We start from the raw sequence: 19031 nt of genomic DNA, 5'->3' as shown, positions 1-19031 counted from the left end.
CGCTATGCTTGACCACCAGAAAGCTTGCATTTCAATTAAAATTGACTTTTTCGCGACAGCCTTACACGGACATAATGAATACCAAGACCCCGATCGACTCCTTCAGCTTTCGCCGCATCCTCGCCCGCAACGTGACCTTGCCACTGGTCATCGGGGTCGTCACGGCCCTCGTGTTCGTCGGCCTGATCGCCTATCTGCTGTCGGCCCTGCGCTCGGTCGAGCATTCCGAACGGGTAATCGGCAATGCGAATGAAGTCATGAAGTTGTCGGTCGACCTGGAAACGGGCATGCGCGGCTATTTGCTGACGGGTGACGAAACTTTTTTGGCGCCATATAAGTCGGGCAAGGCGAAGATCGCCGTCGAAATGAGCACCCTGCTGGAATTGATATCCGACAGCTCCATCCAGGTGGACCGCTTGCGTCGCATCCGCGCGCTGCAAGGCCAGTGGCTCGATTACGCGGAAGCGGTGATCGCCCAGCGCCGCAACAACCAGGAATTCCTTGCACGCGTACGCCAGGGCGAAGGCAAGCTGGAGTTCGACGAAATCCGCCGCGAATTCCTCGCCTTCCTGTCCATGGAGCAGCGGTTGCGCCAGGAACGGGCCGATACGGCTGAAAGCCGCACCATGCTGGCAGTCATCGTGTTCCTCGTCCTCAGCCTTGGATTGTCGGGCTTGCTCGCCTACCTGGGACGCCGTGAACTGCTGCGCCTGTCCGATATCTACAACGATGCGCTCGAGCAGCGCGGCAAGGATAACGACGTGTTGCAGGAGCAAGCCTGGCTGCGCACGGGGCAGACGGAACTGGCGGCCCACACGAGCGGCCAGCTGGGCCTGCCGCAACTGGGACGCCACGTGCTGGACTTCCTCGCCCACCGCCTCGACGTGGCCATCGCCACCCTGTACGTGGTCGACGAGGATGGCAGCCTGCGCCGCACAGCCGTGTATGGCTTCAACGATCAGGGCGTGAAGGACAAGCAGGTGTTCAAGCTGGGCGAAGGCCTGGTGGGCGAGACGGCGCGCGAAAAGCGCCTCAAGCATGTGCAGCAAGTGCCCGAGAATTACCTGACCGTGACGTCGAGCCTGGGCCGCGGCGCGCCGCTGGAACTGGTTTTGGCGCCCGTCAACAATGAAGGCGTCGTCAACGGCGTCATCGAACTGGGTTTTACGCACCCCGTCAGCGCCCGCGCCAAGGAATGGCTGAACCTGATTGCGGCGAATGTCGGCACCTCGCTGGAGGCTGCCCTGTACCGCCAGCGCCTGCAAAACGTGCTCGAAGAAACCCAGCAATTGAATGAAGAGCTGGAAGTGCAGCAGGAAGAACTGCGCACGGCCAATGAAGAGCTGGGCGAACAGTCGCGCGTGCTGGAACAGTCGCAAGCCCACCTGGAAGAGCAAAAGGCGGCGCTCGAGCAGTCGAACGAGCAACTGGCCGTGCAGGCCCTGTCGCTGGACCAGAAGAACATGGCCATAGTCCAGGCGCACGCCCAGCTGGAAGCGCGCGCCGAGGAACTGCAGCGGGCCAGCCGCTACAAGTCCGAATTCCTGGCGAACATGTCGCATGAGCTGCGCACGCCGCTGAACAGCTCGCTGATCCTGTCCAAACTGCTATCGGACAACACCAGCGGCAACCTGACGGCCGAGCAAGTGACATTTGCGCAAACCATCTATTCGGCCGGCAACGATTTACTCACCCTCATCAACGATATCCTCGACATTTCCAAGGTCGAGGCCGGCAAGCTGGAACTGACGCCGGAAAGCGTGCCCTTCGACGAACTGCTCAGCAGCATGAAGATGCTGTTCGGCGCCCAGGCGCAGCAAAAGAAACTGACGCTGAGCGTCAAGGTGGCGCCGGACTCTCCGCCATCGCTCGTCAGCGACCGCCAGCGCCTCGAGCAAATCCTGAAAAACCTGCTGTCGAACGCCATCAAGTTTACCGATACGGGCACGGTGTCCCTGCACGTGAGCACCGATGCAGCCGGCCAGGTACGCTTCCAGGTACAGGATTCGGGCATCGGCATTGCCGACGACCAGCAGCACAAGATTTTCGACGCTTTCCATCAGGCCGATGGCACCACCAGCCGCCGCTATGGCGGCACGGGCCTGGGCCTGTCGATTTCGCGCGACCTGGCCGCCTTGCTGGGCGGCAGCATCGAGCTGGCCAGTACACCAGGCCAGGGCAGCACGTTTACCCTGGTGCTGCCGGCCGTCATGCCGGAACGCGCAGTGGAAGCGGCGCCGGCCCCGGCCGCAGTGCCGCAAGCGCCCGCAAAAATCGCGGCCGCCGCGCCCAAGGCGGCGCCCGCAGCCAAGCCCGTGCCGCTGCCCACCTTCGAGGATGACAGGAATAGCGTGCCAGCCGTCAAGACGGGCCAGCGTTCCGTGCTGGTAATCGAGGATGAACCGTCGTTTGCCGGCATCCTGTTCGACCTCGCGCATGAAATGCAATACCGTTGCCTGGTGGCGCACGGCGCCGATGAAGGCTTGCGCCTGGCCGAGGAATTCCTGCCCGACGCCATCCTGCTCGACATGGGCTTGCCGGACCGCCCGGGCTTGCTGGTCTTGCAGCAGCTCAAGGAAAACCCGCTGACGCGTCACATTCCCGTGCACATCGTCTCCGGCAACGACCAGATCCAGGAAGCCATGCAGCTGGGCGCCATCGGCTACGCCACCAAGCCGCGCACGCGCGAGCAGTTGAAGGAAGTGTTCCGCAAGCTCGAATCGAAATTCACGCAGCAGATGAAGCGCATCCTGCTGGTCGAGGACGACGAACGCCAGCGCGAAAGCGTGGTGCACCTGATCAGCGACGACGACGTGGAAATCACGGCCGTGGCCTTGGGCGAGCAGGCGCTGGAGTTGCTGAAAACGCAGATTTTCGACTGCATGATCATCGACTTGAAGTTGCCTGACATCCAGGGCAACGAATTGCTCGAACGCATGGAACATGAAGAACTGTGCTCATTCCCGCCCGTCATCGTCTACACGGGCCGCAACCTGAGCCGCGAAGAAGAAGCGGACCTGATGAAGTATTCGCGCTCCATCATCATCAAGGGCGCCCGTTCGCCCGAACGCCTGCTCGACGAAGTCACCCTCTTCCTGCACAAGGTCGAATCCGAACTGTCAAGCGAGCGCCAGGGCATGCTGCAACAGGTGCGCAGCCGCGAACGCGTGTTTGAAGGGCGCAAGATTTTGCTGGTGGACGACGACGTGCGCAATATCTTTGCCCTGACGAATGCGCTGGAACAGCGAGGCGTGGTGGTGGAAATCGGCCGCAACGGCTTCGAAGCCATCAGCAAGCTCAACAGCGTGGACGATATCGACCTCGTGCTGATGGATGTCATGATGCCGGGCATGGATGGCCTGGAAGCCACGCGTTTGATCCGCGCCGATGGCCGCTACAACAAGCTGCCCATCATCGCGATCACGGCCAAGGCCATGAAGAATGACCAGGAAGAATGCCTGCAGGCGGGCGCGTCCGACTACCTGGCCAAGCCCATCGACCTCGATCGTTTGTATTCGCTGCTGCGCGTGTGGATGCCGAAGATGGAACGCATCTGATGTCCCAGCGCACCACAGACGCGCAATTGCACGCGCTGATGGAAGCGCTGTATCAGCGCTACAGCTATGATTTTCGCGACTACTCCCTGCCCTCGCAACGGCGCCGCCTCAATCACGCGCTTGACCGTTTGCATTGTGCAGATGTGACCGCTTTGCAGCAGCGCGTGCTGGACGACCCGGTCGCCTTCGGCGCGCTGCTGCAGATTTTGACCGTGCCGGTCACGCAAATGTTCCGCGACCCGGCGTTTTTCCGCGCCTTGCGCGAACACGTGGTGCCCGTGCTGAAAACCTACCCCTCACCGACCATCTGGGTGGCCGGCTGTTGCACGGGTGAAGAGGCACTGTCGCTGGCCATCGTGCTGCACGAGGAAGGCTTGCTCGAACGCAGCACGATCTACGCCACCGACATCAATCCGCAAGCGTTGGCCACGGCCGCGCGCGGTGCGTATCCGTTGCACCGGATCGACGAGTATGGCGCCAACTATCTGGCTGCCGGCGGCCTGGGCCGGCTGGCCGACTACTACACGGTCGAACATGCCACGGCGCGTTTCCAGCAGCGTCTGCTCGACAGCATCAATTTTGCCGATCACAGCTTGTCCACGGACAGCGTGTTTATTGAAACGCAACTGATTTTGTGCCGCAACGTACTGATTTACTTTAATAAAACCTTGCAGGAACGGGCCCTGGGCCTGTTCCACGATTCGCTGTGCCACCGGGGATTCCTGGGCCTGGGCAGCAAGGAAAGCACGCATTTCACGCGCTTTGCCGCCGACTTCGAACCACTGCCGGGTCCCGAAAAGCTCTACCGCAAGCGTGCGCCGTCGCACGCCGCTTCCCACTACGCTGGGCGGCACATGTCAGGAATGAAACATGATGAATGAAACGAGCACCAAACTATTGATCGTCGACGACTTGCCGGAGAACTTGCGCGCGCTCAATGCGCTGATACGCGAGAGCGACCGCAGCGTCTATCAAGCCTCGTCCGGCGAAGAAGCGCTGGCCTTGCTGCTCGAGCACGATTTCGCGCTGGCCATCCTCGACGTGCAAATGCCGGAAATGGATGGTTTTGAATTGGCGCAATTGATGCGCGGCACGGAAAAGACGCGCCACATCCCCATCGTCTTCGTCACGGCGGCCGGCAAGGAAATGAATTTCGCCTTTCAGGGCTATGAAAGCGGCGCCGTCGACTTCCTGCACAAACCGCTCGACATCAATGCCGTGCAAAGCAAGGTCAACGTCTTCGTCGCCCTGCACCAGCAGCGCAGCGAGACGCGGCGCCAGGTACAGGCGCTCGAGCACAGCCGCCAGCAGCAGGAAGCGCTGTTGAAGGAATTGCGCGCCACGCAGGCTGAACTGCAGCGCTCGCTACGCCTGCGCGACGAATTCATGTCCATGGTGGCGCACGAACTGCGCACGCCCCTGAACACCTTGTTCCTGGAAACGCAGATGCGCACCGTCAACCTGGAACGGGGCAACCTGGCCGCCTTCGAGCCGGACAAGCTGGGCAAGATGGTGGCGCGCGACGGGCGGCAAATCCGCAGTATGGTGCGCCTGATCGACGACATGCTCGACGTGTCGCGCATCACCAGCGGCAAGCTGTCGATCCGCCGCGAAGCCGTCGACCTGACCAGCCTCGTGCACCGGGTGGCGGACGACCTGGGGCCGTATGCGGCCGCCACGGGCAGCATGCTGGAAGTGATGGCCTTCGAGCCCATCGAGGGTTTCTGGGACGCCTTCCGCGTCGAGCAAATCGTTGTCAACCTGATCAGCAATGCCGTGCGCTACGGCCAGGGCCAGCCCGTGGAAATCAGCCTGGCGCACACGCAGAACAGCGCCGTCATCGAAGTGCGCGACCATGGCATCGGCATCAATGCGCGCGACCAGGAACGCATCTTCGACGCTTTCGAACGCGTCATGCACCAGGACCGCACGGGTGGCCTGGGCCTGGGCCTGTTCATCACCAAGCAGCTGGTCGATGCGCATGGCGGCGCCATCACCCTGCAAAGCCAGCCCGGCAATGGCGCCCTGTTCAGCGTCACCCTGCCGCTGGCCGGCAGCTGAGGCCGGTATGACCAGCACACCCGCCCCCCGCAGCCAGGCCGGCGCCAGCGGCGTCGCCTTCCTGCTGCAACTGGAACGCCGGCTGCGCCTGCTGCAAGACACGGGCGAGATCCTTTCCCTGTCGGCGCAGCTGCTGGGACAGCGCCTGGGCGCCCAGCAAGTGGCCTGTTTCGATATCGACCAGACCCTGCAATGCCCCACCCTGCAGCATGCGTGGAGCGATGGCCTGGCACCGGGCGCCGCCGGCGAGTATTTCCTCGGCGATTATGCGGCCCGCCTGGCCGATGCGCTGGCCGCGGGCCAGGCGCTCGCCGTCAGCGACGTGGCCAGCGACCCGCGCACGGCCATGCCGGCCGCGCTGGCCACGTTCGCGCGCCTGGGCATCCGCGCCTTCCTGAACATTCCGATTGCCAAGGATGGCCAGCTGGCGGCCTTGTTCGTCGTGCACAGCAGCGCGGCGCGCCTGTGGCATGCGGACGAGATCGAACTGGCTGTGCAAGTGTCGGAACGGGTCTGGTCGACCATTTTGCGGGCCCGGGCGGAGTCGCGTTTGCGCGCCCTGACTGCCAACATGGAAATACAAGTAGCCGAGCGCACGCGCGAATTCGGCCGCACCTGGAACGTCAGCCCCGACTTGTTGGGCGTGCTTAATCTCGACGGCTATTTCGAACACTCGAACCCCGCCTGGCAAGCCACCCTGGGCTGGTCGACGGAAGAAATCCGCACGACGAAATTTTTTGAGCTGATCCACCCGGACGACTTGCCGCGCACCTATGCGGCCTGGGACGCGGCCAACCAGGGCCAGCCGGCGCTGCGCTTCGAAAACCGCTACCGCCACAAGCTGGGCGGCTGGCACTGGCTGTCGTGGGTAGCCGTGCCCGAAGGTGAGAAGGTATATTGCAGCGCGCGCGACATCACCGTGGAAAAAAAGCTGGAAGCGGACCTGGCCGCGCGCAACAGCGAACGCGAGCGGCTGTGGCGCAGCGCGCAAGACCTGATGGTGGCCATCGATGCCGAGGGCTGCTTTGCCGCCGTGAACCCGGCCGCCGGCGCCATCCTGGGCTGGCTGCCCGAGGAAATGCTGGGCCGCAGCCTGTTCGACTTCGTGCTGCCCGAGGATGCGGCCGCCACGCGCCAGGCGCTGGAGCAAGTGAGGCAGGAAGCCATGTCCAGCGTTGAAAACCGCTACCGGCACCGCGATGGCGGCCACCGCTGGCTGTCGTGGGTGGCGGCCATCGAAGGCGACCTGATTTTCGCCACGGGGCGCCACGTCACTGTGGAGAAAGAGGCGCAAAACACCCTGCGCAGCATGCAGGAATCGTTGCGCCACAGCGAGATGGCCCTGCTGCAATCGCAAAAGCTCGAAGCGCTGGGCAAGCTGACGGGCGGCGTGGCACATGATTTCAATAACGTGCTGCAAATTATCTCGGGCAATCTGCAGCTGCTGCAGCTGACCTTGGACCGCGATCCGCTGGCCGCCAAGCGCATCGCCAGCGCCTCGGCCGCCGTGGAACGGGGCGCCAAGCTGTCGGCTCAGCTGCTGGCCTTTGCGCGGCGTCAACCGCTCAAACCGCTGGTGACGGATTTGGCGCACCTGCTGCGCTCGACGGAAGAGCTGTTGCGGCGCGCCACGGGCGAAACCATCGAAACGCGCTGGCTGCTGGCCGACGACTGCTGGCGCGCCCTGGTCGACCCGCACCAGCTGGAAAACGTCATCCTCAACCTGGCCATCAACGCGCGCGACGCCATGGATGGCCAGGGCCAGTTGACCATCGAACTGAGCAACATCGTGCTGGGCAGCGACTACGCAGCCCGCCATGCGGACGTGGCGCCCGGCGACTATGTGCAGCTGGCTGTCTCGGATACGGGCACGGGCATTCCCCCCGAGCTGCTGGACAAGATTTTCGAACCGTTCTTCACGACCAAGAAGGAAGGCGAAGGCACGGGCCTGGGCCTGTCCATGGCCTACGGCTTCCTGCGCCAGAGCGGCGGCCACCTGACGGTGGACAGTTTGCCCGGTCATGGCAGCACTTTCCGCATCTATCTGCCGCGTTCGCTGGAAGCGGAAACGGAACTGCCGCTGCAACTGGGCGGCCCTGTGCTGGGCGGCAAGGAAACCATCCTTGTCGTGGAAGACGACGTGCAAGTGCAGACGACGGTGGTCGACATGTTGCGCGGCCTGGGCTACATCGTGCTGCGCGCCAGCGATGGCGAAAGCGCGCTGGCCGTCATCGGCAGCGGCGTCCCCATCGACCTGCTGTTTACGGACGTGGTGATGCCGGGCAAGGTGGCCAGCACGGCGCTGGCGCGCCAGGCCCGCTTACTGCTGCCGCAGCTGGCCGTATTGTTTACCTCGGGCTATACGCAGGACGCCATGATGCAGGGCGGCCGGCTGGAACCGGGCGTAGAACTATTGAGTAAACCATACCGGCGCGAAGACCTGGCGCGGCGCATCCGCCACCTGCTGGCCAACGGCCGCCACGTGACGGCGCTGCACCAGTACCGCGCGCAGCTGGCGCCGCAACCCGCACCGGCGCAGCCGGCGGGACGCCATATTTTGTTGGTGGAAGACAATGCCGACGCGCGCGCCATGACAAGCGACCTGCTGGCCATGCTGGGCCACACGGTGCTGGCCGTGGGCACGGCCGAGGAAGCCTTGCCCCTGCTGGGCACGCCGGGACTGGATCTGCTGCTGACCGATATCAGCCTGCCGCAGATGTCGGGCGTCGAGCTGGCCGAGGTCGCGGCGCGCGAGCAGCCGCAGCTGGAAGTGGTGTTTTCCACCGGCCATGCGCCCGCCAATTCCGGCGTGCTGGACCCGCAGGCGCGCTTCCTCGTCAAACCATTTAGCGTCGAACAATTGCAGCTGGCGTTGCTGGCGCCAATTCAGTAGACGTCGAGCCGGCGCGCCTTCAGTGCGCCGGCCAGCTCTTCCAGGCCAAACGGCTTGCGCAGGAAACGCGCGCTGGCGTCCTGCATCAGGCTGGCGCCCCAGTCGTGTCCGGAAGCAAACACCACGTCCAGCTGCGGCCAGTGCGCGCGCGCATGGCGCGCCAGTTCCAGGCCGGACATCGTGGGCAGGCTGATGTCCGTCACCAGCACGTCCAGGCCCGGCATGGCCAGGAGCGGCATGGCCGCTTCCGCGCTGGCCACGCCGTGCACGGTGTGCCCCAGCATATTGAGCATCTCGGTGGTCATTTCGCGCGCATCGTCATTGTCTTCCACCAGCAGGATGCGCCGTCCGGACGGGTCGGGCGCGCCCACCAGGCGGCGGTCGGCCAGCAAATGGCGGATGCGCCGCGCCAGGTCTTCACGCTGGTACGGTTTGCTCAACAGCTCCACGCCGGGGTCCAGGCGACCGCCCTGCATGATGGCGTTGTGCGTGTAGCCCGAGGTAAACAATACGGCCAGCTCCGGCAGCAGCAGCTTGGCCTGCTGCGCCAGTTCCTTGCTGCTGACGGGACCGGGCATGACCACGTCCGTAAACAGCAGGTCGATGGCCACGCCCGTGCCCAGCAGGGCCAGGGCCGAGGCGCCATCGTCCGCATGCAGCACGTCGTAGCCGAGGCCGCGCAGCATGTCGACTACCGTGTGCTGCACGGGCGCATCGTCTTCCACCACCAGGATGGTCTCGCCACCGCCCAGCACGGGGCCCGTCAGGCTCGGTGGCGGCTCGGCCAGCTTTTCCAGCGAGCGCGGTAAATATATTTTGAACGTCGTGCCGGCGCCCGGCGCGCTGTGCACCTTGATGTGGCCCGCGCTCTGGCGGATGAAACCGTAGGCCATGGACAGGCCCAGGCCCGTGCCCTCGCCTTCGCGCTTGGTAGTGAAGAACGGCTCGAAGATCTGGTCGATCACGTCGCGCTCCATGCCGTGGCCCGTGTCGGTGATGGTCAGCAGCACGTATTGCCCCTCCAGCACGTCCGCATGCAAGCTTGCGTAGGCGGCGTCGAGCGTGACGTTGCTCAAGGTGAACGTCAGGCGTCCGCCCTTGTCCATCGCATCGCGCGCGTTGATGGCCATGTTCAGCAGCACGTTTTCCATCTGGTTCGGGTCGACCAGGGTATGCCACAGGCCTTCGCTGATGAAGGTTTCCTCGCTAATCGCCTCGCCCAGCGCACGGCGGATCAGCTCATGCATGCGGCGCAACAAGCGGCCCAGGTCCGTCACCAGCGGTTTCAACGGTTGACGCCGCGCAAAGGCCAGCAGCTGCGACGACAGCTTGGCGCCCCGCTCGACGGCCGAGGCGGCCGAATCGAGGCGCCGGGCTGCTTGCGGATTGTCGGCCACCGTCAGTTTCAACAATTGCAAATTGCCCGAGATAATTTGCAGGACGTTATTGAAATCGTGGGCCACGCCGCCAGTCAGCTTGCCGATCGACTCCAGCTTCTGCGCCTGCAGCAGCGCCTGCTCGCTGCGCACCAGCGCCAGCCGCGCCTCTTTTTCATCGGTCACGTCGCGGCCGATGGCATGGATCAGCTTTTGCGCCGGCACGGCCGTCCAGGAAATCCAGCGGTAGCCGCCATCTCGGCACCGGTAGCGGTTTTCCATGCGCAAGGTGGGCGCGCCGTGGGCCAGGCGCGACAAATCCTGCAGGGCCGTCATGCGGTCGTCGGGATGCACGAGGCTGATGAAATCCATGCCCAGCGATTCGACTTCCGGACGCTCGAGTATCTTGCTCCAGGCCGGATTGACGGCGATGATCATGCCGGACAGGTCCGCCACCAGCATGATGTCGGTCGACAGTCGCCACATGCGGTCGCGGTCGGCCGTGCGGTTGGCCATTTCCACTTCCAGCGAGGAATTCAGGTAGGCCATCTTTTCCAGCACATTCTTCTGTTCCTGCACGTCCGTATTCGTGCCCACCCAGCGCAGCACCTTGCCGGCCTCGTCGAACAGGGGCAAGGCGCGCGCCAGGAACCAGCGGTAGGCGCCATCGCTGGCGCGGCGCATGCGGAACTCCTGTTCATAGGCGCTGGCTGTGGCGACGGCACGGTCCCAGCTCTGTTGGGTGGACAGCAAGTCGTCCGGATGCACGCAGTGGCGGAAACCGCTGGACACGAGCGACTTCATCGATTGTCCCGTGTATTCGCACACCTGTTCGTTGACCCAGTATGTGGCGCCGCTGCCATGCGCCAGCCAGGCCTGGTTGGGCATGGTGGAAGCGAGCGAACGGAACTGCGCCTCGCTGTCGAGCAAGGCATTACGGGCCTGCCAGTGTTCGTCGATATCCTCGCACGAGCCATACCATTTCACGGCTTGGCCGCGCTCGTCTCTCCGGCAATATGCGCGCGAATGCACCCAGCGGTACTGACCGTCCTGCCGGCGCACGCGCATTTCCTGGTCGAAAGGCTGGCCGCTGCCCACCGCTTCGCTCCAGGCTGCCAAGGAATGGGTGATGTCTTCCGGGTGGATGGCTTCGAGCCAGCTGGTGCCCAGGCCGTTGCCGCCCGTCCATTCGCGCCAGCGCTGCGCGACATAGTCGAGCTTGCCGTCGACGTCTGCCGTCCACAGCACTTGTGTGTTCAGCTCAATGGCGTAATGAAAGTGTTCGCGGCTGTCGTGCAGCGCCTGTTCCAGCTGGCCCCGTTCGATGACATGCGCGGCCACGCGTGCGGCCAGGACCAGCAGTTCGATCTCCGGTTGCGTGGGATGGCATGTCGCCTGGAAAAACAGGCCCAGCACGCCCAGGATATGCCCTTTGGCGCCAAAGACGGGGGCGACCCAGCAGGCGCGGTAACCGTGCAGCAAGGCTTCCTTGCGTCCCGCGCTCCAGTGCACGTCGCGCGTGATGTCGCCGCAATACACGGGCGCGCCGGAAAAGGCCGCCGTGCCAAACGGCGAAGGCTGTTCGCCGGCGTGGCGCAAGGCCAGGCACAGGTCTTGTGGCAGGCTGGGTGCGGACAAGCCGCAAAAGCGGTCGGACTCGTCGATCAGCACCAGGCAGGCATGCGCGCCGCCGTCGGCCAGCACTTGCAGCGCCAGCAACAAATGCTCCAATGCATGGGCCAGGTCGGCGCCTGCCGCGATGCTGCCCAGCGCACTATGCTCGGCGTCCAGCAAGGAAAGAATGTTGTTTGCGTGCACCGTGTCGATAAGGGGAAAACTGATGCCCGGAATATACCATGTGGCACCCCTCTTGCAGGAGGAAAACAGCGTACTGCTTGATCTCTGCGACCGTGCGGCCCTATGCTAAAGTATTGCTCTCTTCTCAAGCGAAAACCAGCATGCCTACTTCCTTGCCGTCCGCCCTGATTGCCTCCGCCCTGCTCGCCTCCGTCCACGGCGCCGTCGCCGCCCCCATGAGCCTGGACGACTATCTGGCCCTGAACGGCCCCCCTCCCACGGCGCAGATCGCCTATGGCCCCGCGCCGTCGCAATACGCGCAACTGTTCCGGCCGGCAGGCACGGGACCGTTCCCCGTCGTCGTGCTCGTGCATGGCGGCTGCTGGACGGTGGCCTTCGGCGGCATCAAGCAGATGCGCAACGTGGCCGGCGCCCTCGTCGCGCAAGGCATCGCCGTGTGGAATGTCGAGTACCGGCGGGTGGACGAGCCGGGCGGCGGCTATCCGGGCACCTACGAAGACATGCACGCGGCGCTCGACAGCCTGCAGCAGCACGCCCCCCAATACCAGCTGGACGTGAACCGCATCGTCGCCATGGGCCACTCGGCCGGCGGCCAGCTGGTGCAATGGATCGCAGGACGGGAAAAACTGCCCAGGACCAGTCCCCTGTACCGCGACAACTACCTGCCAGTGAAAAACATCGTCAGCCTGGGCGGCCTGGCCGACCTGCGCCATGAAAAGGACTTGATCAAGACCAGCTGCGAGCGCGACATCGCCCAGCTTGCAGGCAGCGCAAGCACCGAGCGCCCCGACATCTACAGCGACACCAACGCCGCCGACCTGATGCCCAACGGCAGCCGCACCGTGCTGGCCACGGGCGAGCTCGACACCATCTCCCCGCCCCGCGTGGCGCATGACTATGCAGCGAAAGTTGTGAAGGCCGGTGACCATGCGGAGGTGCTGATTTTGCCGGGGGCAAGCCATTATGACGAGATTGCGGCCACGTCGAATGCTTGGGGGATGATTTTGCCGGTGGTTCGGGGGATGCTAGGGATGACGGACGACAAGAGCCAATAAGGTACGCTATCAATGCATGCAAATACGCAGTTTCGAACCGGGCAATGAAGGTGAACCATGCGGGAGAGCTATCGCCCCGGGCGGAACACGACCAGAAGCAGACTCACAGGAATGATATGCCAAGTACAAAAATCAATGCCATGACCCAGCGCGAATGGCGTGAGCTTGGCTTTTTCTACGATAGAGATGACGACCTCAAAGAGTGGCGATTGCGAGGTCACATGGCCGGACTTCGGCAATTCGCCGAGGCGATGCGCGCATACGCCGCCGACCCATGTAAGGGAGGCGTTTCGGAACACGAACACTTCGAACCGTACAAATATCTTGAAATCGGAACTTGGCCGACTTCAGAAATTACCGACCATTGGATAGCCGGACCTGTCAGTGATATCCATCAGCTAGCGCAGCTGATGGATGATTGTCTCAATACGGCACTCGTGGGTGACTGTATTTTCCTTCGTTCTGAATTCGCGCCCTCATCACCGTATGAGTTTATCCTGGAGATTGAGGCAGATAGCTATGACCCGGCGAAGGCGGATATTGACTGTTGGCCATGACTGGGAGATTTACTGCTCAAATCTGCGTTGAAGTGCCTGGCAACTGATTTTGAAAGAAGAAAAATGGATTATTCAACCGCGCAGCAGCTTATGTCGACGTATGAACGTATGGGAAAAATCATTAACGAAGCGGACAGTATTATTCGCACGCTTCCCGACATCGAGCGGTCTGAGCATTTACGCGCGTTGGCTGGCTTGATCGGCCACTTGTGGGTCACGCTCCAACACCCTATCGTGCGTGAATACAATGATCTGGATCCAGATGGCGATTACTTCCGCAATCAACAACAAAAAGAATAGGCCCGAGCCCTGAACAAAGGCTCCCGCGACTCCAGCCCGCTGTTTTTAATAGCCGCCGTTCAAAACAATACGATTACTGAACACGCGCCAGGTACTGTGCCAACTGGGCGAACGTCGCCTTGAACCCCTGCGTCATCGACTCATGCCCCTCCACAAAAGTCTCATGCTGCTCATCCGTCGCCTTGTGCGGCGTGGAGCGTAACGTCATCGTCGTCTTGCCATTCTCCTCGGTCAAGGTCATGACATTGAACGATTCCAATGGCCAGGTGGCGCTGACGGGGTGCTGCACGGCGTTACCCTGCTTGTCGGCAAACGACAGGATGGAAACGATCTTTTCCGGCGCTTCGATCTCCTGGTAAGTAAACTTGCCCCACATCTCATAGCCATTGTCGGCGCGCATGCCGTAATGGAAAACGCCGCCCGGTTTGAGGTCCAGCGCCAGCACGCTCAGTTCGAAGCCGACAGGTCCCCACCACTGGGCCAGACGTTCCGGCTCCACCCACGAGCGGAACACGAGATCGCGTGGGGCGTCGAAAGTTTGCGTGATGACAAAGTCGCTGCTGTCGCGATGCTGTCCGTCCTGCTTCTGTTTTTCCGTCGTCATGCTTTCTCCTGATCGTGATGGGCTGACTGTTAATGTACCAGCGACGCCAATAAACGGGAAGGCCTGTACGCCTTTGAAATCTGCATGCTAGAATATTAGTTAGATACCTAACCATTAGATGACTCACATTATGACTTCTATCGAAGAGCGCTTTTCCGCCGCGCTGCACAAGACGGCGCGCGGCTGGCGCCATGCGATCGACCGGCGCCTGAAAGACCTGGACCTGGGACAAGCGAGCTGGATGTGCATCGCCATGATCGCCAAGTCGCCCCAGCCGCCCTCGCAAAGCGAGCTGGCCCATCAACTGGGCGTGGAAAACCCCACCATGGTGTCGATGCTGGACCGGCTCGTGAAATCGGGCTTCGTGCAGCGCCAGCCATCGGAAACGGACCGTAGAGTAAAACTCGTCGTGCTGACCGAGGCGGGCATGCAGGTGTATGACACCGTGCGCAAGGAAGCGGATGGCTTCCGCAAGGAACTGCTGCAGGGCATCGATCCCGACCAGCTGCGGGCCGCCACCGAGCTGCTGGAAGCGCTGCAGGCGGCAACGGAGAAGTCGGCGTGAATTCCGTGACGGCAGCCCCTCTACCGGCTTCGCAAGACCCCAGCCTGAACCGGCGCATGATCACCATTTCGATCATGCTCGCCACCATCATCCAGGCGCTCGACGGCACCATCGCCAACGTCGCCCTGCCCCACATGCAAGGCAGCCTGTCCGCCTCGCAAGACCAGATCACCTGGGTATTGACCTCTTTTATTGTCGCCGCCGCCATCGCCACGCCCCTGACGGGCTGGCTATGCGACCGCTTCGGGCAGAAAAATACCTTTCTCGTGTCCGTTGCCGGCTTTACGCTCGCCTCCGTGCTGTGCGGTCTGTCCGGCACCTTGTCCGAGATCGTCGCAGCGCGCCTGCTGCAGGGCGTGTTCGGCGCGGCTTTGGTGCCGCTGTCGCAGGCGGTGCTGCTCGACATCAATCCACGAGAGAAACACGGCTCGGCCATGGCCATCTGGGGCATGGGCGTGATGATCGGTCCCATCCTTGGACCGACACTGGGCGGCTGGCTGACGGACAGCTACAGCTGGCGCTGGGTCTTCTTCATCAACATCCCCATCGGCGCCATGGCCTTCTATGGCATCTGGCGCTATATCCGCAAGGACCCGCCGAACCGCCGCATGAATTTCGATTTGTTCGGTTTTGCGACCTTGAGCCTGTCCATCGGCGCGCTGCAGATGCTGCTGGACCGGGGCGAGCAGAACGACTGGTTTTCTTCGACGGAAACGTGGATCGAAGCCATTGTGCTGGCCATGAGCCTCTGTTATTTCATTGCGCACACGGCCTTGCGTCCGGCCGGCAAGTCCTTCCTCGACTACCGGCTTCTGAAGAACTCCAACTATGTGAGCGGCTTGCTGTTCATCTTCATCGTCGGCATGGTGCTGTTCGCCACGCGCGCGCTGACGCCGTCGATGCTGCAAGGCTTGATGAATTACCCGGCGGCCATCGCCGGTCTGGTGACGGCGCCCAGCGGACTGGGCACGATGCTGGCCATGCTGATCGTCGGCAAGCTGACGGGCAGGATCGACACGCGCATCCTGCTGGGCGTGGGCTTTTCGATTACCGCGTTTTCGCTGTGGCAAATGGCCAATTTCACCCTGGACCTGGTGCCGAAGACCGTCGTGTGGAACGGCATCATCCAGGGCATCGGCCTGGGCCTCGTCTTCGTGCCGCTGAGCGCGGCCACGTTTGCCACGCTGTCGCCGCAGATGCGGGCGGAAGGCACGGCGATCTACAGCCTGGTGCGCAATATTGGCAGCAGCATCGGCATTGCCCTCGTGCAGACCTTGCTGGTGCGCAATACGCAGATCGCCCATGCGTCCTTGACGGAACACATCAATATCGCCAACCCGGCCCTGCACGACCCCGGCATATCCCAGGTGTTCGACCTGGGCACGAGCACGGGCATGGCGGCGCTGAATGGCGAAATCACGCGGCAGGCATCGATGATCGCTTACCTCGACGACTTCTGGCTGATGATGTGGCTGACCATCCTCGTGCTGCCGCTCTTGCTCCTGATAAAACCACCGAAGAAGAATGCGCCTGTCGTGGTTGACCACGCGGCCATGGAATAACCCTCATGCACACACCTATGAAACTTTCCCTGCGCATATTGACGTTGAGCCTGGCTTTGGCCGGCTGCGCCAGCATCCCGCCCGACACGCAACAGTTGCCGCAGCAAGACCTGGCCAAGGCGCAACTGGCGGCCGACATCCACCTGGCCAGCGAAGGCTGGCCAGCCGCCCAATGGTGGCGCCAGTTCCAGGACGCTCAGCTGAACCAGCTGATTGACAACGCCCTGTCCGCCAGCCCCAGCCTGGACGTGGCCAACGCCCGCATCGGCTCGGCCCTGTCCGCGTTCGATGCGCAACATGCGGAGCGCGGCCCCAGGCTGGACCTGGGCGCCAGCGCCAACCGCCAGCGCTATTCGGCCAATGGCCTGATGCCCGCACCCATCGGCGGCAATTACTACAATGAATTCACCGTGGGCGTGCAAGCCCATTACGACCTCGACTGGTGGGGCAAGCACAAGGCGCAGATCGCGGCCAGCCTGGGCGAAGTCAATGCACGCCGCGCCGAGTACGCGATGGCGGAACAGATGCTGGCGGCCGAGATCGCCCGCCACTACTTCAGCATGCAAAATGGCTGGGCCCGCATGGACAACCTGCATGCGCTGGTGAAATTGCAGCAGCAACTGGTGGAAGACAAGGAAAAGCGCATCGCCCATGGCCTGGGCGTCAGCGACGACCATCTGTCAGCGCAAACGCGCTTGAGCCTGCTGCAGCAACAAATTGCCCTGCTGGAAACGCAGATCGTCACGGAACGCGAAGCCTTGCGCGCCCTGCTCGGTGCGGACAGCACGGCACTGGCCGGCCTGCAGCCGAAAGAAGCCCAGCCGCTGCCGCGCGCCCTGCCCGGCAAGCTGGGCATGGAGTTGCTGGCGCGGCGGCCCGACTTGCAGGCGGCGCGCTGGCGAGTCCAGGCGGCCATGAGCAATATCGAGGCGGCGCAGGCATCGTTCTATCCCGATATCGACCTGGGTGCCTCGTTCGGCCTGGATGCCATCAAGCTGGGCAAGCTGCTGCAATCGGGCAGCCGCACCCTGTTCATCGGCCCGGCCCTGTCCTTGCCCCTGTTCGACAGCGGCCGCCTGCAGGCGCAGCTTGCCGGCGCGCGCAGCGAACGCAATGAACTGATCGCCGACTACAACCAGAGCGTGTTTAATGTGGTGCGCGACGTGGCGCAAGCGGGCGCCAAGGTGCAAGGCGTGGAAAACCAGCTGCGCCTGCAGCAGGAAAACCTGCGCGCCAGCGAGGCGCAGCTGCGCAACGCCAATGCCAGGCTGAAACAGGGATTGGCCGACCGCGCCACGCAGCTCAATGCGGAAATGACCGTGCGCGGCCAGGTCGACCTGGGCATGCAGCTGCAAAACCAGCGCCAGGACGCGGAAATCAGCCTGAGCGTGGCACTGGGCGGCGGCTACCGGGGCAGCAGCGATTTTTCCGCCAACGCCACCGCACAACAATAACCATCGATTACGGACTACATCATGAGCAGCGATACCACAGCAACGACCTCCCCAACCGAACAGCCGGGCAAGCGCAAGGCCGTCCTCATCGCCATCACGGCCGCCTTCCTCGTGGCCGGCGCGGCCTGGGCCGCCTATTATCAGCTGGTGCTGGCCAAGGAAGAGGTCACGGACAACGCCTACGTGGGAGGCAACCTCGTCACCCTGTCCGCGCAAGTGACGGGCAATGTCGACGCCATCCGCGCCGACGAGACGCAGATGGTCAAGGCGGGCGCGCCCCTGATCACCCTGAACGCCATCGATGCGGACCTGGCCCTGAGCCAAGCCGAGGCACGCCTGGGCAACGTCGTGCGCCAGGAGCGCGAACGCTATGCGAATGTGGCGCAGTATGACGCCGTCATCGAACAGCGCCGCCTGGCCCTGGCCACGGCGCAGGGCAATCTGGCGCGCCGTGCGCCGCTGGCCGCGGACCAGACGATCTCGGGCGAAGACCTGGCTCACGCGAAACAGGCCGTCGACGACGCGAAAGCGGCCTTGACCGTGGCACAGCGCCAGGCGGAGTCGGCCAAATCGGGCGTGGCCGGCGTACACCTGGCCAGCCATCCGGCGATTTTGTCCGCCAGGGGCGACGTGCTGCAGGCGTGGCTGGCCGTGCGCCGCAATGCCGTGGTCGCGCCCGTCTCGGGCTATGTGGCCAAGCGCAGCGTGCAGCTGGGCTCGCACGTGACGCCGGGCACGCCCTTGATGTCCATCGTGCCGCTGGACCAGCTGTGGGTCGATGCCAACTTCAAGGAATCCGAATTGCGCAATATCCGCGTGGGCCAGGCGGCCACCATCGAAACGGACTTGTATGGCAGCAAGGTGGTGTATCACGGCAAGGTGCTGGGCATGTCGGCCGGCACGGGCAGCGCATTTTCCCTCTTGCCGGCACAAAACGCCACGGGCAACTGGATCAAGGTGGTGCAGCGCGTGCCCGTGCGCATCACGCTCGACCCGAAGGAACTGGCCGCCCACCCGCTGCGCATCGGCCTGTCGACTACGGTAACGGTCGACACCAGCCATGGCGAAGGGGCCACTTTGGACCAGCCGATGGTGGCTTCCACCGTCTACACGACCAAGGCGCTGGAACAGCCGGTGGTCGAGGCGGAGAAGATGGCCGATGCGATTATTGCGCAAAACCTGCTGAATTGATGCGTAGGTCGGGTTAGCGTGTAAGCGCGTAACCCGAC

Annotated in this window: 13 protein-coding genes; 11 read left to right on the top strand and 2 right to left on the bottom strand. The window is 63.2% G+C overall.

Annotated features, from left to right (window positions below):
• The first annotated feature begins 74 nt into the window (after window positions 1–74).
• Genes GYK42_RS10385 through GYK42_RS10370 form a run of 4 tightly spaced genes read left to right on the top strand, consistent with a single transcriptional unit; the run spans window position 75 to window position 8511 of the window.
• Entirely contained in the window at window positions 75–3557 is a 3483-nt protein-coding gene (locus GYK42_RS10385; protein ID WP_166447438.1) for a response regulator, read from the top strand.
• Window positions 3557–4438, top strand: a complete 882-nt coding sequence (locus tag GYK42_RS10380) for a CheR family methyltransferase (protein WP_166447437.1) — start codon at window positions 3557–3559, stop codon at window positions 4436–4438. The genes GYK42_RS10385 and GYK42_RS10380 overlap by 1 nt, the downstream gene beginning before the upstream one ends.
• Window positions 4428–5618 (top strand): hybrid sensor histidine kinase/response regulator, encoded by a 1191-nt coding sequence (locus tag GYK42_RS10375; RefSeq protein WP_166447436.1) that lies wholly within the window; start codon window positions 4428–4430, stop codon window positions 5616–5618. Before GYK42_RS10380 ends, GYK42_RS10375 begins: the two co-directional genes overlap by 11 nt.
• Before the next feature lie 7 nt (window positions 5619–5625).
• Window positions 5626–8511, top strand: a complete 2886-nt coding sequence (locus tag GYK42_RS10370) for a hybrid sensor histidine kinase/response regulator (RefSeq protein WP_166447435.1) — start codon at window positions 5626–5628, stop codon at window positions 8509–8511.
• On the opposite strand, the gene GYK42_RS10365 is transcribed toward GYK42_RS10370, so the two are convergent.
• On the bottom strand, window positions 8505–11705 hold the full coding sequence (locus GYK42_RS10365) for a PAS domain-containing protein (protein WP_346768080.1): 3201 nt from the start codon (window positions 11703–11705) through the stop codon (window positions 8505–8507). The genes GYK42_RS10370 and GYK42_RS10365 overlap by 7 nt on opposite strands.
• A gap of 140 nt (window positions 11706–11845) precedes the next feature.
• Here GYK42_RS10365 and GYK42_RS10360 point away from each other — a divergent pair, with 140 nt between their 5' ends.
• From GYK42_RS10360 to GYK42_RS10350, 3 genes are all read left to right on the top strand, one after another.
• Complete coding sequence (locus tag GYK42_RS10360) at window positions 11846–12760, top strand: alpha/beta hydrolase (RefSeq protein WP_166447434.1); 915 nt, start codon at window positions 11846–11848, stop codon at window positions 12758–12760.
• A 116-nt stretch (window positions 12761–12876) separates the two neighbouring features.
• On the top strand, window positions 12877–13317 hold the full coding sequence (locus GYK42_RS10355) for a hypothetical protein (protein WP_166447433.1): 441 nt from the start codon (window positions 12877–12879) through the stop codon (window positions 13315–13317).
• Window positions 13318–13380: 63 nt separating this feature from the next.
• Entirely contained in the window at window positions 13381–13617 is a 237-nt protein-coding gene (locus GYK42_RS10350; RefSeq protein WP_166447432.1) for a hypothetical protein, read from the top strand.
• A 73-nt stretch (window positions 13618–13690) separates the two neighbouring features.
• Here GYK42_RS10350 and GYK42_RS10345 read toward each other — a convergent pair whose 3' ends face one another.
• Entirely contained in the window at window positions 13691–14221 is a 531-nt protein-coding gene (locus GYK42_RS10345; protein WP_166447431.1) for an SRPBCC family protein, read from the bottom strand.
• A 130-nt stretch (window positions 14222–14351) separates the two neighbouring features.
• Here GYK42_RS10345 and GYK42_RS10340 point away from each other — a divergent pair, with 130 nt between their 5' ends.
• The 4 genes from GYK42_RS10340 to GYK42_RS10325 are packed head-to-tail and all read left to right on the top strand — an operon-like array spanning window position 14352 to window position 18993.
• Entirely contained in the window at window positions 14352–14786 is a 435-nt protein-coding gene (locus tag GYK42_RS10340) for a MarR family winged helix-turn-helix transcriptional regulator (RefSeq protein ID WP_152280889.1), read from the top strand.
• A gap of 56 nt (window positions 14787–14842) precedes the next feature.
• A complete protein-coding gene (locus tag GYK42_RS10335) occupies window positions 14843–16348 on the top strand; it encodes a DHA2 family efflux MFS transporter permease subunit (RefSeq protein WP_166447493.1) in 1506 nt (501 codons plus the stop codon).
• Between the two features lie 17 nt (window positions 16349–16365).
• A complete protein-coding gene (locus GYK42_RS10330; RefSeq protein WP_166447430.1) occupies window positions 16366–17802 on the top strand; it encodes an efflux transporter outer membrane subunit in 1437 nt (478 codons plus the stop codon).
• A gap of 21 nt (window positions 17803–17823) precedes the next feature.
• Window positions 17824–18993 carry an HlyD family efflux transporter periplasmic adaptor subunit gene (locus GYK42_RS10325; protein WP_166447429.1) on the top strand — a complete coding sequence of 390 codons (1170 nt, stop codon included), beginning with the start codon at window positions 17824–17826 and terminating at the stop codon, window positions 18991–18993.
• Window positions 18994–19031: the final 38 nt, after the last annotated feature.

The sequence above is a fragment of the Janthinobacterium lividum genome, from assembly GCF_011601275.1.
GTDB classification, from domain to species: Bacteria; Pseudomonadota; Gammaproteobacteria; order Burkholderiales; family Burkholderiaceae_D; genus Janthinobacterium; species Janthinobacterium lividum_E.
The sequence above is the reverse complement of the archived record's forward strand: the minus strand, read 5'-3'. Positions and strand labels throughout refer to the sequence as shown.